The sequence below is a fragment of the Mesorhizobium sp. WSM4308 genome, from assembly GCF_002294905.1.
Classification (GTDB): Bacteria; Pseudomonadota; Alphaproteobacteria; order Rhizobiales; family Rhizobiaceae; genus Mesorhizobium.
The window spans coordinates 1-22,147 of record NZ_NSFW01000030.1 but is presented as its reverse complement, the minus strand read 5'-3'; the positions used below and the strand labels follow the sequence as shown (position 1 = coordinate 22,147).

Annotated in this window: 18 protein-coding genes and 4 pseudogenes; 9 read left to right on the top strand and 13 right to left on the bottom strand. The window is 59.2% G+C overall.

Going from position 1 to position 22,147, the window contains the following annotated elements; genetic code table 11:
- Window positions 1-187: 187 nt before the first annotated feature.
- The 9 genes and pseudogenes from CK227_RS36545 to CK227_RS34725 all read right to left on the bottom strand — a co-directional run.
- Window positions 188-274: pseudogene (locus CK227_RS36545) on the bottom strand (helix-turn-helix domain-containing protein); the annotation flags it as partial.
- Between the two features lie 691 nt (window positions 275-965).
- Window positions 966-1,682: an alpha/beta fold hydrolase gene (locus CK227_RS34760; protein WP_063169392.1), complete on the bottom strand. Its 717-nt coding sequence runs from the start codon at window positions 1,680-1,682 to the stop codon at window positions 966-968.
- 255 nt (window positions 1,683-1,937) lie between these two features.
- Entirely contained in the window at window positions 1,938-2,237 is a 300-nt protein-coding gene (locus CK227_RS34755; RefSeq protein ID WP_024505235.1) for a ferredoxin family protein, read from the bottom strand.
- Window positions 2,238-2,249: 12 nt separating this feature from the next.
- Complete coding sequence (locus CK227_RS34750) at window positions 2,250-3,554, bottom strand: FAD-binding protein (protein WP_063169391.1); 1,305 nt, start codon at window positions 3,552-3,554, stop codon at window positions 2,250-2,252.
- A gap of 10 nt (window positions 3,555-3,564) precedes the next feature.
- Window positions 3,565-4,674: an electron transfer flavoprotein subunit alpha/FixB family protein gene (locus tag CK227_RS34745; RefSeq protein WP_024505237.1), complete on the bottom strand. Its 1,110-nt coding sequence runs from the start codon at window positions 4,672-4,674 to the stop codon at window positions 3,565-3,567.
- Between the two features lie 16 nt (window positions 4,675-4,690).
- Window positions 4,691-5,542: an electron transfer flavoprotein subunit beta/FixA family protein gene (locus CK227_RS34740; protein ID WP_063169390.1), complete on the bottom strand. Its 852-nt coding sequence runs from the start codon at window positions 5,540-5,542 to the stop codon at window positions 4,691-4,693.
- Between the two features lie 188 nt (window positions 5,543-5,730).
- On the bottom strand, window positions 5,731-6,108 hold the full coding sequence (gene nifW / locus CK227_RS34735; RefSeq protein WP_063169389.1) for a nitrogenase stabilizing/protective protein NifW: 378 nt from the start codon (window positions 6,106-6,108) through the stop codon (window positions 5,731-5,733).
- 179 nt (window positions 6,109-6,287) lie between these two features.
- Window positions 6,288-7,499 (bottom strand): cysteine desulfurase NifS, encoded by a 1,212-nt coding sequence (gene nifS, locus CK227_RS34730; RefSeq protein WP_063169388.1) that lies wholly within the window; start codon window positions 7,497-7,499, stop codon window positions 6,288-6,290.
- A gap of 347 nt (window positions 7,500-7,846) precedes the next feature.
- Complete coding sequence (locus CK227_RS34725; protein ID WP_029356570.1) at window positions 7,847-8,167, bottom strand: iron-sulfur cluster assembly accessory protein; 321 nt, start codon at window positions 8,165-8,167, stop codon at window positions 7,847-7,849.
- Window positions 8,168-8,377: 210 nt separating this feature from the next.
- Between CK227_RS34725 and CK227_RS36535 the strand changes: the two genes are divergently transcribed.
- Window positions 8,378-8,701: a hypothetical protein gene (locus CK227_RS36535; RefSeq protein ID WP_126066777.1), complete on the top strand. Its 324-nt coding sequence runs from the start codon at window positions 8,378-8,380 to the stop codon at window positions 8,699-8,701.
- Window positions 8,702-8,752: 51 nt separating this feature from the next.
- Window positions 8,753-9,784, top strand: a pseudogene (locus tag CK227_RS34720) (ChuX/HutX family heme-like substrate-binding protein); the annotation flags it as partial.
- Window positions 9,785-10,045: 261 nt separating this feature from the next.
- On the opposite strand, the gene CK227_RS34715 reads toward CK227_RS34720, so the two are convergent.
- Complete coding sequence (locus CK227_RS34715; protein WP_063169386.1) at window positions 10,046-11,278, bottom strand: MFS transporter; 1,233 nt, start codon at window positions 11,276-11,278, stop codon at window positions 10,046-10,048.
- Window positions 11,279-12,765: 1,487 nt separating this feature from the next.
- On the opposite strand from CK227_RS34715, the gene CK227_RS34710 reads away from it, so the two are divergent.
- The 6 genes and pseudogenes from CK227_RS34710 (at window position 12,766) to CK227_RS34690 (ending at window position 18,376) form a co-directional block, all read left to right on the top strand.
- Complete coding sequence (locus tag CK227_RS34710) at window positions 12,766-13,944, top strand: cytochrome P450 (RefSeq protein WP_063169385.1); 1,179 nt, start codon at window positions 12,766-12,768, stop codon at window positions 13,942-13,944.
- A pseudogene (locus CK227_RS37670) lies at window positions 13,935-14,096 on the top strand (ferredoxin); the annotation flags it as partial. The gene CK227_RS34710 and the pseudogene CK227_RS37670, both read left to right, overlap by 10 nt.
- A gap of 138 nt (window positions 14,097-14,234) precedes the next feature.
- Window positions 14,235-14,822, top strand: a complete 588-nt coding sequence (locus tag CK227_RS34705; protein WP_050580531.1) for a nuclear transport factor 2 family protein — start codon at window positions 14,235-14,237, stop codon at window positions 14,820-14,822.
- Between the two features lie 148 nt (window positions 14,823-14,970).
- A complete protein-coding gene (locus CK227_RS34700) occupies window positions 14,971-16,572 on the top strand; it encodes an SDR family oxidoreductase (RefSeq protein WP_063169384.1) in 1,602 nt (533 codons plus the stop codon).
- Window positions 16,573-16,710: 138 nt separating this feature from the next.
- Window positions 16,711-17,763, top strand: a complete 1,053-nt coding sequence (locus CK227_RS34695) for an LLM class flavin-dependent oxidoreductase (protein WP_063169383.1) — start codon at window positions 16,711-16,713, stop codon at window positions 17,761-17,763.
- Complete coding sequence (locus CK227_RS34690; protein WP_063169382.1) at window positions 17,750-18,376, top strand: nitrogen fixation protein NifQ; 627 nt, start codon at window positions 17,750-17,752, stop codon at window positions 18,374-18,376. Before CK227_RS34695 ends, CK227_RS34690 begins: the two co-directional genes overlap by 14 nt.
- Here CK227_RS34690 and rpoN read toward each other — a convergent pair.
- Window positions 18,373-19,806 carry an RNA polymerase factor sigma-54 gene (gene rpoN / locus CK227_RS34685; protein ID WP_063169381.1) on the bottom strand — a complete coding sequence of 478 codons (1,434 nt, stop codon included), beginning with the start codon at window positions 19,804-19,806 and terminating at the stop codon, window positions 18,373-18,375. The two genes, CK227_RS34690 and rpoN, sit on opposite strands and share 4 nt — an antisense overlap.
- 68 nt (window positions 19,807-19,874) lie before the next feature.
- Window positions 19,875-20,408, bottom strand: coding sequence for a peroxiredoxin (locus CK227_RS34680; RefSeq protein ID WP_063169380.1), 534 nt, complete (start codon window positions 20,406-20,408; stop codon window positions 19,875-19,877).
- A 1,173-nt stretch (window positions 20,409-21,581) separates the two neighbouring features.
- Here CK227_RS34680 and CK227_RS34675 point away from each other — a divergent pair.
- On the top strand, window positions 21,582-21,854 hold the full coding sequence (locus tag CK227_RS34675; protein WP_199489650.1) for a hypothetical protein: 273 nt from the start codon (window positions 21,582-21,584) through the stop codon (window positions 21,852-21,854).
- A gap of 161 nt (window positions 21,855-22,015) precedes the next feature.
- Here the strand turns inward: CK227_RS34675 and CK227_RS34670 are convergent.
- A pseudogene (locus tag CK227_RS34670) lies at window positions 22,016-22,147 on the bottom strand (IS481 family transposase); the annotation flags it as partial.

The following is a 22,147-nucleotide window of genomic DNA, read 5'->3' as shown; positions in this document are numbered from 1 at the left end:
TCGATATCGCATTGTGTCAGGCCGGCGCGACACAATTTTGTCCTGCTTGCGACAGTGCAAGTCCAAATCCGTTCAGAAGCACGAAGCACTCCTTGTCGCGCACAGGGCGCGCAAGACCACTGGCCTGACGATTGGCTCATCAGGCTCTTAGAAGTTCCTTCACCTCGATACTATGCCGGCGTATCGCCTAGCCGACTTGTCGCAGCTTGAGGCCGAGAATTCGAGCCGCATTAGCCTGAACCCAGCCGGCCTTCTCCATTGTGTCGATCAGCCGTCACGCTTCGTCCGCCGCGGTCCCAGCCCCCGTCCGGCCGTATCGTTAGAATCGCAAGTGGCCATCTCGTGTTCAGGCGGGCGCCGATGCGCCGAACCGGCATCGTGCTGGCCCGTGAGAGCTCGTCGATGACATTGCCACGTTCCGAAAGATTGGTTCCTTCCAGAGGAGAACGCCAAGCACGCAGTTCTCCGGCTCGCGGACGTTGCCGGGGAAATAGCATTGCGAGATCAGCTCAACTGCCGACGGCGCAAAGCCATGGTTCTCCATATTTCAAGGGTAAGCGCTGTGTCCTTCCAGGAGGACCCGCGATCTGTGGGCCTGCCGATTCTGAGGTGGATCGGAGATCGGCTTGTGTCTGAACTTGAACTTACGATTGACCCTGAGCGGCAGCCTCGGCGTTTTCGAGGGTGATCAACGGCGCTGTTGGTCGGCGGCATTGGTCGATGGACGACAAGGCACGGAGTCATCTCCGAGACCCTGGAGCCGACGCGGTGATCTCGGAGGTTGCCCGGCGCTACGGGCTGCGGCCGCGGCGGAACGCTCGCAAGCTTGCGACGTCGGCAGGACAGGCCACTCCCGCCTAGTGGTTTCGGTGGCGCCACCGGAACGACCCGTTGGGCCTACATCCTTGCACCAGAGCTCAAGGCCACGGCCTGAGAATCGGCCGCCGCTCCCCCTACTTGGTTCCTCAGCCGACAGCGCTAAGAAGGAGAGCAACTTCCGTCGGCGCGAGGATCATTGCGTCGTGGCCAGTGGCGAGTTCCTGCCACGCCCAGCCATCCTGCTTCGCGACCCATTCTCGCGCTCCCGCCATCGGCGGGTGGAGTGGATTAGTGCAGACGACATAGGTTCGGGGTCTGCCGTTGCCGAGCGGGTGCTCGAGCTTAAGTCCGCTTTCGTAGGTGCCTGCCGGATGCGGTGTTATCCGGCGCCGCACCCAGTCCGTGAGCGAGTGTCCCTCGGGAGTGCCGAATGCTGTTGGCGGCGGAGTCGGCATGAAGATACCCCGTCCTTCCTCCGCAACCAATTTTCGACGGGCGGCGACGATGTCGGGGGGCATGGTGCTGAATACACTTTGACCGCTCTCGACGATGGCGCCGTCGAGATAAACGAGATGGCTGATATGGTCGGGTATCCGGTCGGCGGCGCCGGTGATGCTGATGCCGCCTAGACTGTGACCGACAAGGATCACATCGCTCAGCTCTTCCGTTACAATGTGGTTGACGATGTCGGTCACGAATGTGTCGGGCGTGATGTCCTTGCACAGCAAACGTGCGCGTTCGCCGACACCTGTCTGGGTAGGCGTGGTCACGTGGCATCCCATCTTGCGAAGATTGGCGGCGACGTCCCGCCAACACCATCCGCCATGCCAGGCACCATGCACTAGCACATACGTCTTTATCATGGATTGTGCCGTTCCATTTGCTCACCGGCCGTTGTGGCTGCCATCCGGCACGATGGCCGGACATTGTCCAAAGGGGCTCGACCACGTTACCGGTGGTAAGTCCGGCACAGGCGCCCCGTGGCCTGAGGATACCCCTACCAAGTCGAGGAAACTTGAATTGCGAAACCCAATATTCACTAGCTCTTTGCAAGTGGATGGAGAGGCTCATGGTGTGCCGCAGTTGCTCGCTGCCGGCATGCTCTTGGCACCGGCTGATCATCCGAACTTGAACAGGACACCAAAGCCGCCGCGCGGATAGTTCCACTCGATGTCGCCGCCTTTCTCGCACAATATCCGGCAGGTGCCGCATTCCATGCAGCCGTCGGCGGTGATCTCGACTTGACCCTTGTCATTCAACTCATAGCATTTCGCCGGACAGACGTAGGTCAACGCAAGCAAGTTCGCGCTTGGCTTGTCGTGCGGTCGCACTATGATATGGGGGCGGCCGGAATCGACCAGATAGCGGTTCTGGTAAAGTTTGTCCTCGACACGAACCTTCGTCACTGCGATCGTCATCTTGTACCCTCTTCAGCGCCATGCCAATGCCAGGCGGACCGCGTCGCTGACCAACCCCCAGCGCGAGCGCGCGTTGATGAAGGCGGCCGTGGTGTTCTTTTCCTTCTCGATCTTCGGCGTGCCGTCGACACGCATGAAGGTCTGAGCGGCATGCGACATCAACCGCGGATAGCTGTCAAAAAAGTTGCTGGAATTGGTGTGGAGTAAGGCTGGCATGTCCTTGTATTTCTTAAGATCCTTGATCACAAAGGAGTCATCCAGCATCGTCTTGTAGAGCGCAAGGTTCGCTTTGGTCATAGGACCGTTGCGGCTTTTGACTTTGATGATCGCCTCAGCCGCGACACGACCCGAGGTCATGGCAAGGTTCGAACCCTCACGGTGAATGGCATTGTTCAGTTGCGCTGCGTCGCCGACGATGACCCAACCGTCGCCGAATAGCTGCGGAATGGCCCTGTAACCACCTTCGGGGATAAGATGGGCGGCATATTCTTTCACCTCCGAGCCAGCGATCAGCGGCCGGATCGAAGGATGGTTTTTCATCGCATCCAGGAGGGCGGACGGGCTCTCCATCGTCGCGGCGAAATCCGAGACCAGGCAGCCGATGCCGAGTGAAATCGACTCCTTATTGGTGTAAAGGAAGCCGAGCCCGGCCATGCTGCGAGAGATCGTGCCCACGGCCTCGATTACGCAGCCTTCATCGCCCTTCACCCCGAACCGCTGGCCAATGACCTCTTCGGGCAAGAAATGCATTTCCTTGACGGCAATCGCCACGGTCTCCGGCTTCGGCATCTCGCGCAGGCCTGCGCGAGTGCCAAGCAATCCCGACACCCCTTCTGCGAGAACGACCACATTCGCGAAGACCACTCCGCCAGCCCGGTCTGTGCGGACGCCGATCACCTTGCCATTGCCATCACGGACGAGTTCCGTCGCGGTCGTCTCACACAGGACCGTCGCGCCAGCCTCGCGCACCTTGCGGGAAAACCATTTGTCGAACTGGGCGCGGATGATCGTGTAGCGGTTGGGTTTCGCCTCATTGAAGTCGTCCGACCGGTAATGAATTCCGGTGTGAGACGTGTCGTCCATCACCCAAAGTCGCTGTTCGACCAGGTGCCGCTCGAGGGGCGCATCATCCCGGAAGTCCGGGATGATCTTCTCCAGCATGTTCGCGTACATTATGGCACCCTGGACGTTCTTAGAGCCCGGATATTCCCCGCGCTCCAACTGCAGGACCTTCAGCCCCTGGCTTGCCAAAGTGTAAGCAGCTGCGTTTCCAGACATGCCGGCTCCGACCACAATGGCATCGAATTGTTCAATCATGTCCTCTCCCTCAACTCGCAAGCTTGTCTCGACTGTGCGGCGACAGCCGCCGGGTGAAGGCTTCCGTCAGTGCGGGCAGGAAGCGGATTGCATCCGTGACGATCCCGAGGTGGGCGAACTCGAAAATCGGCGCGTTCGGATCGGTGTTGATCGCGACGATGAGATCGGCCCCCTCGACCCCAACTCGGTGCTGGATGGCGCCGGAAATTCCGGCCGCGATGTAAAGCTTCGGTCGAATGGTCTTGCCAGTTTGTCCAATCTGTCGATCAGCCGGCATCCAGCCCTTCTGGACCAAGGGGCGCGAACAGCCATGCTCGGCGCCGATCGCTCGGGCAAGATTCTTCACAAGCTGAAGGTTCTCCGCCGCTCCGAGACCGAGGCCTCCCGCAACCACGACATCCGCATAGGCAAGATTTGCCATTGCCGACTGGTTATCCGGTAGGAAGCCGAGGACTTTGGTGACGATATCGTCCTCAACGAGCGACAGCTTGTGCCGCATGACACGCCCGACCGGCTTATCCACCCGTTGCGGCATAGGCATGACCCTTGGTCGCACCGTCGCCATTTGCGGCCGGTAATTTAGTGTATAGATCGTACACAACAATGAGCCACCAAAAGTCGGACGGGTCGCGGCGAGTGAACCGTCGGAATCTACATCAAGTTCGGTGCAGTCGGCCGTGAGCCCCGTCTGCAGGGTCGTCGCTACCGAGCCTGCAAGATCCCTGCCCAGTGTGGTCGCGCCGAGAAGGAGGATTTCGGGTTTATGGGTATTGACCAGATCCGTGAGCGCCTTGGCGAACGGCTCGTTCCGGTAGTCGGCGAGCGGCGGCGCATCGACGATGTAGACAAGATCCGCCCCGTAAGCGAAGGCCTCGGCAACAGCGTCCTCGACCATCTCGCCCGGCGGTCCCAGCACGACGCCCGCGAGCTGGACTTCAAGCTTGTCGGCTAATTTGCGGCCTTCGCCCAGCAGTTCGAATGATACAGGATGCACATTGCCGCGTTCGAGCTCGAGGAAGACCCACACGTGCCGGTAGTCTTTGAAACGGTCGGGAAGTTCTTTCTTTACACCGGCACGGCCGGGGGCAATGCGAGGGGTAGTTTGGCTTGCGGTCGACATTTTCTGCTCCTGGCCGTCACGTGCCGCTGTTGAAGGCCAGCTCATGTTCCAGCGCCGGCCGGCGGGTTAAGATATCGGCGATGAGTTCATCGGCTATGTCCTGCAAGCCCCTTTCCGCGGTGTCGATCTGCGCCGCCCTTTCTGCCCGTGCGGTGGGGGCGAAAACACGCTTGACGACTGTAGGCGAGCCACGCAGACCGCACCGGGTGAGATCGTCAATGCCGGCGTCGGCTGCAGTCCACTTCACGACTTGGCTGCGCGCCGCGCACAGAGCCTGCTGGAGCGAGCCCCGGCGGATTTCGTTGGTGTCTTCCAGCATGGTAATGAGGCAAGGGAGTCTGCTCTTCAGCAACTGGGTGCCGCCTTCGGCGCGACGAGCGACTTCGATCTCTCGCGTATCGAGATCGATGGAGGCAATCTTCGCGACATAGGTAAGTTGCGATAAATCTAGGCGCTTGGCTATGCCCGGTCCGACCTGGGCGGTATCGCCGTCAATCGTCTGCTTGCCGGTGAAGACGATGTCCGGCCTGCCGAAAGTCTCCCCAATTTTTGCGATTGCTTGCGAAAGAGCAAAGGAAGTCGCCAGCGTATCGGATCCGGCAAAATAGCGGTCCGTCAAGAGAACTGCTCGGTCAGCACCGTAACCGAGCGCCTTTCGCAGCGAGTCCTCCGCCATGGGCGGACCCATTGTGAGCACAGTAACCTCGCCACCATGAACGTCGCGCAGTTTGAGCGCTTCTTCGAGGGCGAACAGGTCGTAAGGATTGATGATGGTCGGAACACCCTGACGCATGATCGTGTTCGTCACCGGGTGCACGCGGATCTGTGCCGAATCCGGCACCTGCTTGATGCAGACTACGATATGCATTGGCGGTTTCTCTAAGCTCCCAGTCCGGATTCGTGCTTGGCGGTTCACCTCATTGCCTGCATCGTTCATGCCAAGTCGTCTTCCTGCCTCTATTCCAGAAGGTGGCTTCGTTTGCTTCCGAGGAGGCGTCATGAGGACTGGATTTGTCGACTTCTCGACATTGTCGCGTCGCAGCCGTGTCGGGCTCATTACTTTCCGAACCGCTTCAGTGCAGAGTCGAGCGGGACGAAGGCGCGGCCAGGTGCGGGACATATGTTTGGATCGTGGTCCCTTAGCACCTTGAACACACGTTGCGTGAGCGGCGAGGAAGTCGCGAAATCTTCGTAGGCGCGTTCCAGCTTGGCGCGCACCCGCGCGGCGATTACCTGGTTAGGCAGACCGGAGAAATCTTCTTCGGCAAGGTATTGGCCCACGCGCTTCATGATATGGAGCCGCGAGACATTCATCACTTTCGGGTCGTAGGAGACGTCAAGGCAGGCGAAGAAGTCCTCCGCGGCCGACAGGCCCTTCAGTCGCGCTAGGATATCGGTGCGATCGATCGGGCGGCTATCAGCGGAGCAGTTCATTGTATTCTCCCGGCGCGAAATTGTGGTGTCGATGCATTGGTGACATTGCTGACGGCGTGCCGACCTCTGGCACGGCGGCTGGGCAAGAGACTTGGCGATCTCAAGCTTTTCTGAAGTGGTGAAGGCGACCCCGAGTTTAACTGCTCTCCTTGCGCAGGGTCGTCACGTTGAGGAAGACCTCACGGCTCGTCGGCTATTGTGCCGCTCGGACCCGGGCCGGAATGAAGCTGTTCTGCACCTCGCCCGCACAGTCCAGCACTGGGAACGGCCCGTAGCTTCTCGGTGATCGCAGGCAGGACCTCAAGCACGCGGTCTACGTCATCTTCGCCGTTGTCACGCGACAAGGAGAAGCGGACTGCCCCACATGCCGCGTTCATAGCGATCAGAACATGGCTCGGTTCCAGTGAGCCAGAGGCACAGGCGGACCCGGCGGAACAGGCGATTCCCAGCCGGCTCAGGACAATTGGAATTGCATCGCCTTCGATACCTTCGAATCCAATGTTTGCAGTGTTTGGCAATCGCTCTTGCGGATCGCCGTTGATGGATGTGTTTGGGATGCGCTGGATGATCCCGTTCTCAAGGCGGTCGCGCAACCATTTTATTCGTTTTGTCTCGTCCATGAATTTCAAGGCGAGTTCGGCCGCCATGCCCAGTCCGACTATGCCGGGTGTGTTTTCAGTGCCTGCACGCCGGTCGCGCTCTTGGTGCCCACCCTTGATCATGGAGGAGAAGCGCACGCCACGTCTTACATAAAGCGCGCCTATCCCCTTTGGACCATGCAGCTTGTGGGCGGAGAGCGACAGCATGTCGATCGCGGTCGATTTCAGCTCAATCGGAAGCCTTCCGACCGCCTGCACTGCATCAGTGTGGAAAAGCGCGCCGACTTCCCTGGCTAGATCGGCAAGCTTAACCACGGGAAAGATCGTACCGGTCTCATTGTTCGCCCACATTATCGAGACGATTGCCACTTGTGGGGTGAGGGCGGTTCTGTAGGCGTCCAGGTCGAGCCGGCCGTAGTGATCGACTGGGATAATGTGCACCTTGACGCCGCGCGTCTTCTCAAGGTGCGCGCACAACTTCAGAACGGCCGGATGTTCAACCGCGGAAGTCACTATTTCCGTTCGGTCGGGCATCACCTCCAGCGCCGAAAGGATGGCTGTACTGTCGCTTTCAGTCCCGCCCGAGGTGAAGATGATCTCGTCCTCGAATCCCGCGCCGATGAGGGCTTGCAACTGTTGCCTCGCCTTTCTCACGGCTTCAGCAACCGATGCGCCATAGGCGTGCATGGACGAATGATTGCCAAATTGCTCCGTAAAGAAAGGCAACATCGCTCCAACGACTGCAGGATCAACCCGCGTCGTTGCGTTGTTGTCGAGATAGACAGGGTTCATGGGAGTGATCCTTCAACTGCTGAAATGATTCAAGGGTAGTCGGGCCATTGAACCTCTGGCGCATATCGTATCTGGTAAGGTGGGCGGCCGGGGGAGCGATGGCTTGGCTGACCGGTCGCTGTCGACATTGCCCTTTGGTGGCGGCATCCGCCGGGAATTCAGCTGTTTCGGGCAATTTTGTTTGCTTGCCCACGGCAACGATCGATGATCGCGATTTGGTGCATCACCGAACGCAATTGTTCCGGGCCGACAGTGCGTGTCGGCCGGTTCCAGAGCGCCGGCGGTTACCGGTTCGACGCAGTATTCCTTGGCGTCGCTATAGTCGAACATAGCCTGTTCCCTCGCAATCATTTGCAGGACTTGCCGCAGCCGCACGTCTCACGCGCATTGGGGTTATCGAAAACAAAGCCGGATGTTTCGAGCCCAGTGACGAAGTCCACGGTCATGCCGGCGGCATGGGGTTGGGAGCCTCTATCCATGAACACCTTGAGCCCATCTCGCTCGATGATCGCATCGCCCTCACGTGAGACGCTCTCCAGGCCCATTGAGTATTGGAAGCCGGCGCAGCCGCCGGCATGGACCATGATGCGAAATCCTTCCGCCGGCTCGCTGGCGCGGTAAAGAGCGGCCTTGATGGCGGCAACAGCGTTGTCGGTGAGCGTAATCATGGCTCGATTTCTCCTCGGTCCGGCGTTTTCGTGGATCATCTCGCATGGACCGTGCCAAAGGGAAGACGTGTCAAAAACCGTAGGACATCCCGACGTCTCTTATGCTCGATTGCTGGGGAGACGTCCGACAACCGACACTTACTGTCGGGTTTGTCGCGTCCGCGTCACAGGAAGGGCGCCTGAGTTCGCGATGCACTCACGCGTAAAGCAATGAACAGAGCCAAAGATGTTCAGAGCTTGCCGCGGAGCAACTGGCACGATTTTTGTGAAGCCTTCGTTGCGGCGGCAAAATTGCCGGCCGATTCACCTTTGGGTTGCCCTCGCAATCGAAGAACGAAGGAAAGCAATATGATCCATCAGACCCGCCTTGGTGGGAAAGCAGCACCGCCGGTGGTACCCGAATGCTCGATCGGCCGATTGGCGCCGACCACCCAACAATCGCTCGCTACCGGCGATTGGCCGCTGACCGCCCGGAGACAGGATTCGACTGGCATGTGCCTGACGATCGATCGCGTCCGCCGTGCACATCCCTGAGGCCCGTTTTTCGATCGATCGTCAAAAGAAGAACGGGGCAGGGGTAAAAACATGGATCAGCGCAAGAAGCGGTCGCCCAACGAAATCCGGCGTGCGTGGGAAGTCTGTCCGAACATTCCCGCGCGTGATTTCGCCGCCCAATTGGCCATTTCGGAAGCGGAACTGGTCGCGGCCCATTGCGGTTTCGGCGCGGCACGCATCGACCCGCGCGTCAATCACCTTCTGACGGGCCTCGAATTCGTGGGCGAAGTGACGGCGCTGACCCGCAATCAAGGTGCCGTGCACGAAAAGATTGGCGTCTTCAACAGAGTGATAACCGGCAACAATCACGCCATGGTCCTTGGTGACGAATTCGACCTTCGCGTCTTCCCGCAGGCTTGGAGGTATGGTTTCGCTGTTGAAAGGCGCCATCGCGGCGGAATCCAGCGCAGTTTGCAATTCTTCGACGCCGCCGGCGCAGCAGTGCATAAGGTGCATCTCAGGCCGGTCTCCAACCTTCATGCCTATCGAAAGCTGGTGGCCGAGCTCGTATCCGCCAACCAGGAGCCGACCATGTCGCTTAAGGCGAGAGTAGCCGACCTGGGCGCGAGGACTGCGGACTGGGCCGGCACGGTGGACGACCTACGCGAGTACTGGAGCCGGCTGACTGACGTCAACCTTCTAAAGACGCTCAAGCTCAGCCGCTGCCAGGCTTTGCGCATGGTCGGCCAGGATTACGCTTGGCTGCTCGACAATGCCGCAGTTGGCGCCGTGCTCCAGCGTGCGGCCGAAGACGAATTGCCGATCATGTGCTTCGTCGGCAACCGAGGTTCTATCCAGACCCATTCCGGCTTAATCAAGTCGGTCAAGCAGATCGGGCCGTGCATCCATGTGCTGGACGAAACGTTCCGGCTGCATCTCAGGACCCACCAAATCCGTGAGGTTTGGGCCGTGCGCAAGCCGACCAATGACAGTCACGTCACCTCGCTCGAAGCATATGGGTCCGACGGCAAGATCATCATCCAGTTGTTCGGTGCGCGCAAGGAAGGCGAACGCGAGCGCGACGACTGGCGGGTTCTGGCGGAAAACCTGCCTCGTTTCCCCGACAGCTACATGAGAAAAGACCGATCGTCGTCGGTGGGACGCCGGCGCCCATCTGCCTCCGCAGCCAGTAGCCGGGCATTGAAGCCGAGACCGGGGACACGATGACGCAATAAGCGCGCTGTATTATCGCAACGCGATGAGCAGGAAGCAATTTGGCGCTGCCCCATCGACCGCATGGTTACGACGAAGCCGCGGCCTTTGGGCCGAGCTCAGAGGTGACAATAGCGTGAACGCCGCCGACCGTCACTCCCCACCAGGCGGTCAGGTTTTGCGGTTCGGGCCGAGCAAAAATACTGTCAAGACAGCGAGGAACGTGGCAACCGCGCTGTAGACAAAGACACTGGCAATACCCGTGTGATCCACCAATAGGCCACCGCAAGTTGTGCCGGCTGCGATGGCCACTTGGAAGGTTATGACCATCAGTACACCAGCGCTCTCGGCCTGTTTCGGAGCGGCGCGTAGCACCATCCATGTCTGCAATCCGACCGGGACCGCGCCAAAAGCAAAGCCCCATACGGCAACTGCAATTGCCGAGGTCAAGGCCGATGCTCTCATGGTCAGGAGCGAGACAGCGGCTACGGCAATGAGCAGGGGCGGCAGGGCCGCGACCGCCTTGAGACTGTGTTTGGTGAGGAATGCGCCGGCTAAATTGCCGAAGACGCCGGCCGTGCCAAAAGCAAGGAACACGAGCGGGATTGACTTCTTGTCGAGCGCAGGAACGCTCTCGAGAAAGGCGCGGATGTAGGCGAAGCTGGCAAAATGGCCGGAAGCGACCAATAGCACGACTAGCACCGCAACCTTCATCGCCGGATTCTTCGCGACATCCAGCGGACTGCGGAATCTGCGCACTTCGATCGGAGGCAGTGGCGGAATGGTTACGAGTTGCACGAGCAGCGCAACGGCACTCACGATTGCGGCGACCTTGAACGAGGCTCGCCATCCCCAAATGTCACCGACATAAGCGCCGATTGGAGCCGCGCAGACGGAGGCGACAGAAACGCCGGTGAGGATGACCGACATGGCGCGCGGCATGAGGTGACTTGGAACCAGCCGCATCGCCAACGCTGCCGAAATTGACCAAAAACCACCAAGCGATATGCCAAGGACGACGCGTGCCGCCAGCAAAACCGGCAGCGACCCCGCAACCTCCGCCAGAACGTTCGACAGGATCAGCAGGAGCGTCATCGCCCAGATGACGACCCTGCGGTCCAGACGCTTTGTCACGATGGCGATTATCGGTGCCGAGATCGCCGCGACGATTGCGGCCGCTGTTAGCGCCTGTCCAGCCGTGCCCGTGGTGATACGGAGATCATGCGCGAGCGGTGTCAGAACGCTGGCGGGCAGAAACTCTGCCGTCACAAGCCCGAAGGTGCCGAAGGAAAGCGAAATGATGGCACCCCATGCAGGGCCAGAACGTTGATAGGGACTTTCTGGGTCAAGCCGATCTCGGTCGAACAAAGCCGCGTCCACTAAATCTGTCGCCGATTCGGTCATGAATGAGTTCTCCGGCTAGGAGCTGTTGCAGCAGGGGTGGCTACATCGCCGGGGATCAAAGCCGCGAGACCTTCCGGCGGCGGCCAGTCGGCATCAGTCGAGGCCTCGGAGCCCGACGCATCCGAGGCCTCATCGGAGGGCCGACGGACCCAACCGTCGACAATGCGGGAGAGTTCTCGGCGCGGTCGCATCGATCGCATTCGTCGAAGTGCGGTCTGTTCACTGCGAACCAAGCAAGCCGAACGCGGTGTCCTCGATCGAGGCCTTGATGGGGGGATGATCGACGATCTCTATATTGCTTTGAAGCAGGAAGTTCCGTCGCCATATGTGGTTATCCTGGCAGCCAGAATTGAGCGGTTGTCGCAAGCACCAAGGCGGTCGCAATGAGTGCAACGAGGCGGAAGTCTGATCGATGGCTGCGGTTCGATGGCCGCGCGATCGACAAAATTGAGGTGATGAGTTATCCCTTTTGAAGCCGTTGCTCCCAATTCTGGGATAAGGTAATTGCAGGCGGTCCCAGCAACGTCGGGCGGCCTTTTTGGTGATCGAATTCATGGGACGACACTCTCGGTCCGTGACGCATCTGCGAATGACTCCGCAAGTTCCGTGCCATCAACGACAAATCTGGCTCTGCTGAGCGGGTGGTGGAGGCACGAGCGTGGGCTATCCCAAGAGCTTGCCGCAAGGTTGTTCGAAGTTGAGGTGCCGGATAGACCGCAAATATGTCGGGCGGCCTGGGGTTGGCCAACACGAAGATGCGCAAGTTCAAAAGGACGAGCTGAACCCTTGCCGATATCCATCCGAGGCTGATCTGGAGAAGGTCAAGAACTGCGTCTTGAAGGCTTCCGCCGCACCGGCAAATGCTAAGCCAAGGTGCTGGGCAAGATGGACAGGGCCATCCAACCCGTCGACTGGACGCTCATTAATGGCGTCGGTGTGGCTCTGTAGCTGGCGAGAAAAACGCCCTGCTGAAAGACAAAAGCTCGTGTGGCCGGCTCTGAAGGACGGCCAATGAGGCATGCGAGGAGAGGCTATAGTCCATTCGTGTAGACTGATCTTGTCCTACGGAGGCGGCTAACCACCCCGCCAGACATCATCGAGGGGAGCGCCACTAGGCTCACCCCAAGTGTTGGTCGTTTCCACCTGGTGACCTCGGCCAAGTCACCAAGCCGCTTAGCGCAAGCTTTCGAACTGGATGCTCCCCGGGCACATGATCGGCTAGCGATCCCACCAGTTGAGTTGCTCCAAGTCGCTGTCTAGCATTCTACATTCTGTGTCCGACGCTGGACAAGAATGTTGCAATCCCGACCAGCAAGTCAGCGCAGGCGCCACCTGTTGCCCAGCAAACGGCAAGGATTATCGAAAGACGAATTCGGCACGGAGCTTGCACCGACGATTGCATGCAAATGCCGACAGCATCTCATGAACGGTCTCTCGATTCTGGCGCGGTTAAATCGCGGCCGGTTCCAGATCATGTCCCGCCCGAAATGGTGAGGGACTTCAACCTGTTTACGTCGCCCGGCATGTTGCCGACGGCTAACGGGGATCCGCATGCAGCGGTTGCTTGCGTTCATGCCGGGCCTCCGATCTTTTATTCAACCAGCAACACGCGCGACGGTCGGGGTACCTGGGTCATCACTCGCGCGAGCGACCAGCGCCGGGTGCTGCAGGACACCGAAACGTTTTCCAGCCATCGCAGCATCTTCGCCTCTGTGCTCGGCGAGAGCTGGCCGATGATCCCGCTTGAGCTCGATCCGCCATTCCACGGTGTTTTTCGCTCACTGCTCAATCCGCTGCTTTCGCCAAAGCGGGTAATGGCATTGGAGCCGGCTGTCCGGGAACGAGCGATCAAGCTGATCGACAGGATCGCCGCATCAGGCACGAGCTGCGACATCATGAAGGATTTTGCAGTTCCGTTCGCGGTCAATATCTTCCTTCGCTTTATTGGGCTTTCGGACAACGGACTAGAAACATTTGTCGGCTGGGCTAGAGATCTGCTCCACGGCGATAAGGAGCAACGACCACCCGCAGCCCGGACGATCGTGGCCTTCATCGACGAACTTGCCACCGAGCGCCGCAAGGAGCCGGTCGATGATTTCATGACCTTCATCGTGAAGGCAAAGGTCGAGGGTCGTCTGCTCAGTGACGAAGAAGTCCGTGGCATCGGCGTGCTTGTGTTCGTCGCGGGACTCGACACGGTCTCAGCAGCCATATGCTTCGACTTGGCCCATCTCGCGCGCAACCCCAAAGATCAGGAATTGCTACGAAGCGAACCTGACCGGATTGCCGTCGCTGCGGAAGAATTGCTGCGCGCCTATTCGACCATTCAGATGATCCGAGTGGCAACGAAGGATGTCGACTTCAAAGGCGCGCCGATCCGCAAGGGAGATTATGTTTCCTGTGCCACGATGATTGCCAATCGTGACCCGGCGGAATTCGAATGCCCGAATGAGATCGATCTGGCGCGCGAGGACAACCGGCACGCTGCCTTTGGCTATGGTCCCCATCGTTGTCTTGGCTCACACCTTGCCCGGCGGGAGATTGTCATTGGCCTGGAGGAGTGGCTGGCGCGCATCCCAGCCTTTCGGATCAAGACAGGGACTGAACCTATCACCTTCGGCGGCCATGTGTTCGGGATCGAGAATCTGATCCTGGAATGGTCCTGAAGTTTCAGCCAACGACATTGGAGTTCGCTATGCGTGTCGTCGTACATAAAGCCAGATGCCAGGGTCATGCGCGCTGCTGGGCGCGGGCGCCGAGAGTCTTCAAGCTTGATGACGCCGGCTACATCTTGCCCGGTGATATTGATGTTGCCGATGGGGAGCAACTGCTTGCCTCAAAAGGGGTACGAGCCTGCCCCGAACAAGCTCTGGAAGTTGACGAGCCCCCCGCTAACTCAGTTGTAGAGAGAGACACACGCAAAGTGCAGACTGGCATCGGGAAGGACAAAACAATCATACAATTCGCGACAGACCCTGTCGACCACGCGAAAATTACCGAACTGCGTGACCGAGAGGCGATCCGCAACTGCCTGTATCGGTACTGCCGCGGGATAGACCGCGCCGATGAGGCGGCGCTGCGTAGCGCATACTGGCCCGAAGCGTATGACAGGCACGGTCCCTATTGCGGACCGGCAGAGGACTTCATCCAATTTGCTCTCGGTCTGCCGGGGCACCGTAACATCCATCAAATCACGAACAGCCTGATCGACTTCATCAGTTCAGCAGAGGCCGCGGTCGAGAGCTATTTCACCGCGCTGCAACGCGGACCGGATACAGACCAAGAAATACGTCAGACGCTGCTTTGCGGCCGTTACTGCGATCTGTTTCAGAAGAGGCAGGACGAGTGGCGAATTGCGGAACGGACAGTCGTCTACGATTGGGTTGAGGAGCAAATCCCGCCAGCGATTCTTGAGGCAGATAGGTTCGGCCGGCGACAGCCGATTGGAGCACCACATCCAGACGATCCCATCTACCAGTTGCTCAAGGGTCACATCCCCACCGACCAAGATGGCGTCGAGGGTCCCCAACTGGGAGCTGCATAAGTGGGTAGGAATGGAGGATGAGCGCCCTACGGGAACGACATCTGTGTGGGGCCGCGACTGGCGGTCACTGCAACGATTTGGCTCGGCCCTTCATTCCGCCCAAGGTTGATGGGCTGAGATCACAAGCGGTCATCGTGGAGAAGCTCTCGTGAAACTGGCAGCACGCACCGTAATCATCACAGGCGCTGCGGGCGGGATCGGCCGTGCCCTGGTCGATATCCTTGCCGCGGACGGAGACACTGTAGTTGCGGTGGACCTTCCGGGCAGTGGTGTGGTTGAACTGGCTCGGGATCTCGGGTCGCCGCACGTCGGTCTGGAGTGCGATGTGTCGCGAGAGAAGGACATGCTCTCACTTTTCGGCCAGGTCGAAGCACGGTTCGCGCAAATCGATGTCCTCATCAACAATGCGGCGGTTGGACCCACGATGGATAGGATCATCGACACCGCTGTCGATACCTTCCGACGCGGCGTGACAGTGAACCTTATTGGGCCATTCGTTATGGCCCGGGAAGCGGCGCGGCGCATGAAGCCGGGCGGTGCGATCGTCAATGTGGCTTCGATGGCGGGCGTGGTCGGCAATCCCAGGCGCAACGCCTACGCAGCCTCGAAAGCTGGCGTGATCTCGTTGACAAAGTCCCTTGCATGCGAGTGGGCTATGCGAGGAATCCGCGTCACGGCGGTGGCGCCGGGCTCCGTCCGCACCCCAATGGTCACAGAACTGGCACGCGCTGGCAAAATGGACCTCGCGGCGATACGCCGCCGCGTGCCGATGGGGCGCTTGGCTCGCCCCGACGAGATCGCCAGGGTCGTGCGTTTTCTGAGCAGCACGCAGGCGCGCTACATCACCGGCTCGGTGCTGGCAGTCGACGGAGGCTGGATGTCATTCAACCAGCCGGGGGATGCTCACCCGCCGGTGGATGGTGCGCTCCAAGCCGAGCTCTCCTGTCCGGCCGAATGCACAGATGCGCGAATCGTGCTCGTCACCGGTGGCGCAAAAAGCATTGGCGCGGCCGTCGCTCGCCGCTTTGCCGCGAACGGCGACACCGTCGTGATTGCTGATAAAGATGGCACTGCAGCGGCAGAGCTGGCTACATCGCTCCCCGGCAAGCATCTGGCGAAATCGCTGGACGTGGCCGTCGAGAGCGATGTGGTGTCGATGTTCGAAGAACTGAGGGGACGCTTCGGGTATATCGATGTTCTGGTCAATAGTGCTGATACCGCCGACAGGATTGTGCCTGCGATCGAGCAACTGTCGAAACAGCTCGAACACGTCCTGGATGTCAACCTTACCGGCGCCTTCACCTGCGCGCGCGAAGCGATCAAGGCTATGCGCCCGGGCGGCGTGATCCTCAATCTCGGGTCGATCGACAGCTTTCTGCCGTTCGCGCCGCGCCATGCCTACGGCGCCTCCAAGGCGGGGATGGATATGCTGACCCGTTGCATGGCGGCCGAACTCGGGCCGGTCGGAATTCGGACAGCCACCGTCGCTCCTGGCCACATCCGCACGCCCGCACTTGCTCAGTTGGCCAAAGCCGGCCGCATCGACCTGACAGCAATCGGACGACGCATCCCCATGGGCAGGATGGGACGGCCAGAAGACGTCGCAGATGCATCGTTCTTCCTTGCTTCGTCTGACGCCTCATACATCAACGGCTCGATCCTCTACGTGGACGGCGGCTGGACCTCGTTCGGTGATGCGGGAAACGCCAGCGAGCTCTATGACGAATGTTTTGCGGAGGCCGCAGGTTAATTGCCAGGCCTTCGCAGGGCGACCGGCCGAGCATTATGAAGCCTCGGCTCCACGACGCACCTGAGGTGCTTGAGATCCAAGCATGCGCATGCCGAGCACATTCCCGGTCGGCTGACGTGTCTATAACGAGGAGAAATCATGGAATTTGCCACTTTCATTCTGGCCGCCCAGCGTGGCTATCACCAATCCTCAGAAAGCGTCATCCGCAACTCCATCGAACAGGCCGTCGCTTCGGAGCAGGCTGGGTTCAACACCGCGTGGTTTGCTGAGCACCACTTCAACAATTACAGCCTCATACCATCCCCGCTGATGATGGTGGCGCACTGCGGCGGCTTGACAAGCACGATTCGCCTGGGCACTGCCGTCTGCGTGCTGCCGCTTTACCAACCGCAGCGCCTGCTGTCCGAGATCGGCTTCGCCGACATCGTTGCGAACGGCCGTCTCGAGCTCGGCGTAGGCTTGGGATACCAGCAGTTCGAGTTCGAACGGTTCGGCGTGGACATCGATGAGGCGCCGGCCGTCTTTTCGGAATACCTGGACATCATTCTCAAGGGCCTCAACCAAAACGTCTTCGAACACGACGGCCAGTATGAGAAGATCCCCCCAACAGCGATTTCGGTCCGCACAGTCCAGCAGCCGACGCCGCCTATCTGGATCGCTGGCGGAGCCGCACGGATGGCTCGGGCCTACCGCGAGGGGCACAATTTTTTTGTCACAGCCTTCCACGACGGCTTAGAGACTTTGACCACACTGCGTGAATCAGTCGAGAGGGCGGCGGCATCCGAGGAAAAGAACGTCACCGACGTCAAGATATCGCTGCTGCGCTGCTGCTATGCCAGCCACGACGAGTTGGAGATCAACAGCTATCTCGACAATGCCCGCTTCCAGCGCCGGCTTTCTGAAGCCCTGCATCAGCGTCGCCAACAGAGCCACGATGGCTACCTGCTGCAGGAGACACCGACCCAGCAGGATCTGTCCTTCGAGACCATGCGCAAAAATTTGCCGATTGGCAGCGTAAATCGCGTGATTGATCGCCTGCTGGAAGAGATCGATATCTTGAAACCGGACCAGATCGCAGTTCAGACTCAATTGGGCGACTTCGACCAAAAGACGATGCTGCGCCAGATCGAGCTCTGGGGCGACAAGATCATCCCTGCGGTCAACAAGGCGCTTTGTCATGCCGGAAGCTGAAGCCGGCCGTTACGATGATGGCTGCCTATCCAGCGCGCAATGGCGTGGGTCCGAGCTAGGGAGGAGCTTCGATCAGCATGTGCTGCCCTGCGTACATTCACGTTCGCTTGAGGAGGTCCAGGCGGGCGAGGTGTTGGCGACGGAGGGGACAGGCCTTTCGTCTGTCGAATTGCGTGATGTCTTGGCCGCAACTTTCCCGTCTACCTCCAGCAGCGTATTCGCTTTGGAGGAGTTGAGCGAGCCCGAGCCGGAACTGGAAGAGGAACTGCTACGCCGGCTGCTGCTAGCGCATGCTGCGCCGGCCGACCCGGCGAGCGCCCGCTTGGCCAAGATCATCGCCCGGCGTGCGATGCGCATGGACCATCTTTGGCGGGATCTTGGCCTCTCAAATCGCGCTGAGCTCAGCCGCCTGCTTGCCAGACATTTTCCCGCGCTGGCGGCAGGCAACACAGAAAACATGAAATGGAAAAAGTACTTTTACCGCAAGCTGTGTGAGGCCGAAGGCTTTTCGTCATGCACAGCACCCAGTTGCGGGGAATGCCATGACTTCGAAAGCTGCTTCGGCCCGGAGGAAGTTGAGAGTCGCCTCTCGCCGACCACGAATGTCGGTTAGTCACTTCGCTTGATCGCAGCTGCGGACAAACGCTTATCGCGGCGCCGTCGTATGGAGGAAGGGATGTTCATCGCCTCGCGATATTTGGTGACGGTACGGCGAGCGACATCGATGCCGGTCTCCTTGAGTTGAGCAACGATGTCTTCGTCGGAATGTACCTTGTCGAGCGATTCTTCGGCTATGATTGCCTTGATCCGATGGCAGACAGCTTTGGCGGAGTGCGCATCGCCGCCCTCGCAGGATGCGATTGGCGCAGCGAAAAAATACTTCAGCTCGAACACCCCGCGCGGAGTCAACATGTACCTGTTCGAAGTCACCCGGCTTACCGTCGACTCGTGCATGCCGATCTCGTCAGCGACATTTTTGAGACAGAGAGGCCGCAGATGGGCGGCGCCGTGTGTAAAAAAGGCATCCTGCTGGCGCACGATTTCGGTCGCAACCTTAAGGATCGTCTTAGCGCGCTGCTTGAGACTGCTGATCAGCCAGTTCCCTTTTTCCTGGCAATTGTCGAGAAACGCTTTGCCTTCCGGATTTTGCTTGGTCAGCTGCGAGATTTCGGCGACATAGGTGTGGTTGATCAACACTTTGGGCAGCGTGGCCGGATCAAGCTCCACCCGCCATCCACCTTCGGACTTGGGCATTACCCAGACGTCCGGTACGATGGTTTCCGGCGTCCCGGACTGGAACCGGTCTCCAGGCTTGGGATCGAGCGCGCGGATTTCGTTCCTCATGTCGAGGAGATCCTCCTCGTCGACTCCGCAACGCTGCTTCAATCCCTGAAAATCCCCCCGTGCAAGCATCTCGAGATTGGCGACCAAAGCTGCCATAGCCGGGTCGAACCGGTCTTGCTGGCGCAGCTGAATCTCCAGGCATTCGCTGAGAGTTCGCGCAAAAATGCCCGGCGGATCAAATTGCTGCAAGATTCCGATGACCCGTTCCACATCAGCTTGCCGAACGTTTAACGTCCTGGCCAGATCGAAAAGGTTTACCTGAAGATAGCCAGTGTCCTCCAGATGAGCGGCGAGCTGTCCGGCAATCAGCCGCTCCTGGGGGGTGAACGGGTTGAGGGCGACCTGGCGGGCGACATGGTCGTGCAATGTTTCGGTGTGGGCGGTAAACTCCTCGACGGCAGGTCGATCGTTGCCGCTACTGCGTTGCGACTTCCATTGCCCGCGCCCGCCAGACGGCCCGCCAATGGGCGATTCGCCGATTTCGCTTCTGCTTTGACTGCTCCGCTGATCCACCCCTGGCAGCGGCGAATCGTCGTCAAACGGGTCAGGCTTCAAAACGGGGTTCTTCTCGAGTGCCTGCTGCACGAGCTGATGGAGTTCAGTATGCGTCAATCGCAGCAAGCGAATAGCTTCAATGGCTTGAGGCGATAAGACCATACGTTGCTTCTGGCGTTGAAGCAGGCTTGCTGAGAGATGCATGTTGAACCGTGATCTGCCGAGGAGGCTCTAGTGTGTGCTTGGGTTGTGTGAGACTTTCCACTTCTGGGTCATGCCGCCGCCTTCAATTTGTCGAGAACGTTTTGCGGGGATGAAACGCCATAGGGGTCCGTCTCGCAGTTGTCACAGAAGCCTTCCTCCTCGAACCACTGCTCCACCACGCCATCGTCGATCAGAGCGGCGTATCGCCAGGAGCGCATGCCAAAGCCCAGATTGTCCTTCGCGACCAGCATGCCCATTTTGCGCGTGAACTCGCCCGACCCGTCTGGGATCAGCTCGATCTTCTGCAGCCCCAAGGACTTTCCCCACGCATTCATGACGAAAGCATCGTTGACCGAGACGCAGTAGATCGCGTCAATTCGCAGTTCCAGAAATTGATCATAGAGTTTTTCGAAATCGGGCAGTTGGAAGGTCGAGCAGGTCGGGGTGAAGGCGCCAGGCAGCGAGAACAGGATGATGCGCTTGCCCCCGAAATAATCGTCGGAGGTCTTGTTCTCCCACTGATAAGGATTTGGCCCCCCGATCGACTCATCGCGAACACGCGTGCGAAAGGTCACGAGAGGAACGTTCTTTCTATAGGTCATTGATTTGCTTCCAGGCCAAAGTGGTACGGTGCATTTTTCGGTTAAACTGAAGCGGCATCGACTTCGGTCGACAGTTCCGGCAGCCTCGCGCCTTGGCGTGGTTGCCTCGGACCGGTCTTGTGCAAGACCGCCCCCGAGCAGGCACGTTTAACGGCGACGAGCTTCCGCGGAGACGGGGAATTTTGCTCGCGTGCTTTATCGAGCTTTGAGAGGTAGGCATGGTCTGCAACCGTGATTTTGACTGCGTTCTATCGACCGAGTCGCAAGCGCCATGCCAATTGACCCGATGCCTTGGGTTCACTTCGGTTTTTGCAGCAACTTTCGTGTTGTGCAGTAATGCCGGTCGATATTATTGCTCAAGCAGCACTGGAAATTGGGTGCGACTCCGTTCGGCAAACCCGGCCTTTGTCCGAAGCCGGACACGAATGTCGGAAATAGCCAAACGCCAGGATCTGGGGCGGGTTAAGAAACGTTGCCGTGGGCACCGGCTTCAGCACAATTGCGCCACGCGAGCATGGCTCCCAGCGTCAATGCCGTGCAGCAGCGAGACGAAGTCACTGCAGAATATCAACCTCTGCGAAGTCGTTGAAACCCAGCATGTGCGAGCCGTTCGAGGCGCAGATCAAGGCATGCTCGAGGAAGAGCTCGTGCTCTCGGCAGCAAGTGTTGCGACGTCTGACAAGGATCGTCGCGCTTCAAGGAAAAGAACCTGAATGGTGCACGGCTTGTGAAGGCCGGCGCATGGAAATGGCTGGGCTGATCATCCTCCATGAGGGTTGAATGAAGAGCTGGCCCCTATCTCCCTCAGCTGCAACGGGGGGAGATAGGGCATGTCCGTCTATCGCGCTGGGTAACATTCCTCGGTGATGCAATAAGGGGGAGCAATTTCTCATTTCGGCAGACACGACCCAGCTCTCCTTTCATGCGCTGATTCCCCCAGGGGAAATCGCGACTCCAGGCTTCCTATGCAGCGAATCGCGGTGCTGTCCGATGTCCGACAATGTCGGATGCGGATCGTAGCTGGGCTAGATCCGTCACTTTGCCTCGATGGTTTCCCACTGGCCTTATATCTGCTTCGCCCAAATGCGGCGACATAACCTGTGCGGCATCTGTGAATGGATCGACTTCAATCGAGACCTCGGAGGTCCCGATGCGCGAAGGGAGCTTGCCGATATGACGGCCACCATAGCGAACCACGGTCCGGACGACGAGGGGACTTGGATCGGCGGGCCTGCGGCGCTGGGACACCACCGCCTGGCAATCATCGATATCCAGGGCGGCCGCCAGCCGAGGATGCTCCAGGGGGATGGCCGACCTGACTTGGTGCTCGTCTACACGGGTGAGACTTACAACTACCGCGAGCTGCGTCAACAGCTGGCCGGCCTAGTCCATCGCATGAACACGAGCAGTGACACCGAGGTGGTGCTGCACCGCCCCCGCGAGTAGGGCTCTTCGGCGGGTACACTTTTTTCACGAAATCCGTGAATGTTTCTCGCGACATCATCCCGCAATCGGTGGTGCAGCGGGTGAAGAGCCCGTATCCGGCTATCCAGAATGCCGCCTACGACAAAATACTACGTACGCGGTTCACTGTGATGCTGGACGACCTAGTTGTGGAGCTTCAACAGGTTGTCCTCGATCAGGGCGAGGCGACTGATAGGCGTTTTTGACTTTAGGCTGCCATGTGGACGATGCCAATTGTATCTGTGCAGCCAGACAGGCAGTTCGGCGGCACGATG

Coding starts and splice junctions, on each gene's coding strand:
- CK227_RS34760 (WP_063169392.1), bottom strand. CDS start 1,682: ATGATAAAGACGTATGTGCTAGTGCATGGTGCCTGGCATGGCGGATGG.
- CK227_RS34755 (WP_024505235.1), bottom strand. CDS start 2,237: ATGACGATCGCAGTGACGAAGGTTCGTGTCGAGGACAAACTTTACCAG.
- CK227_RS34750 (WP_063169391.1), bottom strand. CDS start 3,554: ATGATTGAACAATTCGATGCCATTGTGGTCGGAGCCGGCATGTCTGGA.
- CK227_RS34745 (WP_024505237.1), bottom strand. CDS start 4,674: ATGTCGACCGCAAGCCAAACTACCCCTCGCATTGCCCCCGGCCGTGCC.
- CK227_RS34740 (WP_063169390.1), bottom strand. CDS start 5,542: ATGCATATCGTAGTCTGCATCAAGCAGGTGCCGGATTCGGCACAGATC.
- nifW (WP_063169389.1), bottom strand. CDS start 6,108: ATGAACTGCTCCGCTGATAGCCGCCCGATCGATCGCACCGATATCCTA.
- nifS (WP_063169388.1), bottom strand. CDS start 7,499: ATGAACCCTGTCTATCTCGACAACAACGCAACGACGCGGGTTGATCCT.
- CK227_RS34725 (WP_029356570.1), bottom strand. CDS start 8,167: ATGATTACGCTCACCGACAACGCTGTTGCCGCCATCAAGGCCGCTCTT.
- CK227_RS36535 (WP_126066777.1), top strand. CDS start 8,378: ATGAACAGAGCCAAAGATGTTCAGAGCTTGCCGCGGAGCAACTGGCAC.
- CK227_RS34715 (WP_063169386.1), bottom strand. CDS start 11,278: ATGACCGAATCGGCGACAGATTTAGTGGACGCGGCTTTGTTCGACCGA.
- CK227_RS34710 (WP_063169385.1), top strand. CDS start 12,766: ATGGTGAGGGACTTCAACCTGTTTACGTCGCCCGGCATGTTGCCGACG.
- CK227_RS34695 (WP_063169383.1), top strand. CDS start 16,711: ATGGAATTTGCCACTTTCATTCTGGCCGCCCAGCGTGGCTATCACCAA.
- CK227_RS34690 (WP_063169382.1), top strand. CDS start 17,750: ATGCCGGAAGCTGAAGCCGGCCGTTACGATGATGGCTGCCTATCCAGC.
- rpoN (WP_063169381.1), bottom strand. CDS start 19,806: ATGCATCTCTCAGCAAGCCTGCTTCAACGCCAGAAGCAACGTATGGTC.
- CK227_RS34680 (WP_063169380.1), bottom strand. CDS start 20,408: ATGACCTATAGAAAGAACGTTCCTCTCGTGACCTTTCGCACGCGTGTT.
- CK227_RS34675 (WP_199489650.1), top strand. CDS start 21,582: ATGACGGCCACCATAGCGAACCACGGTCCGGACGACGAGGGGACTTGG.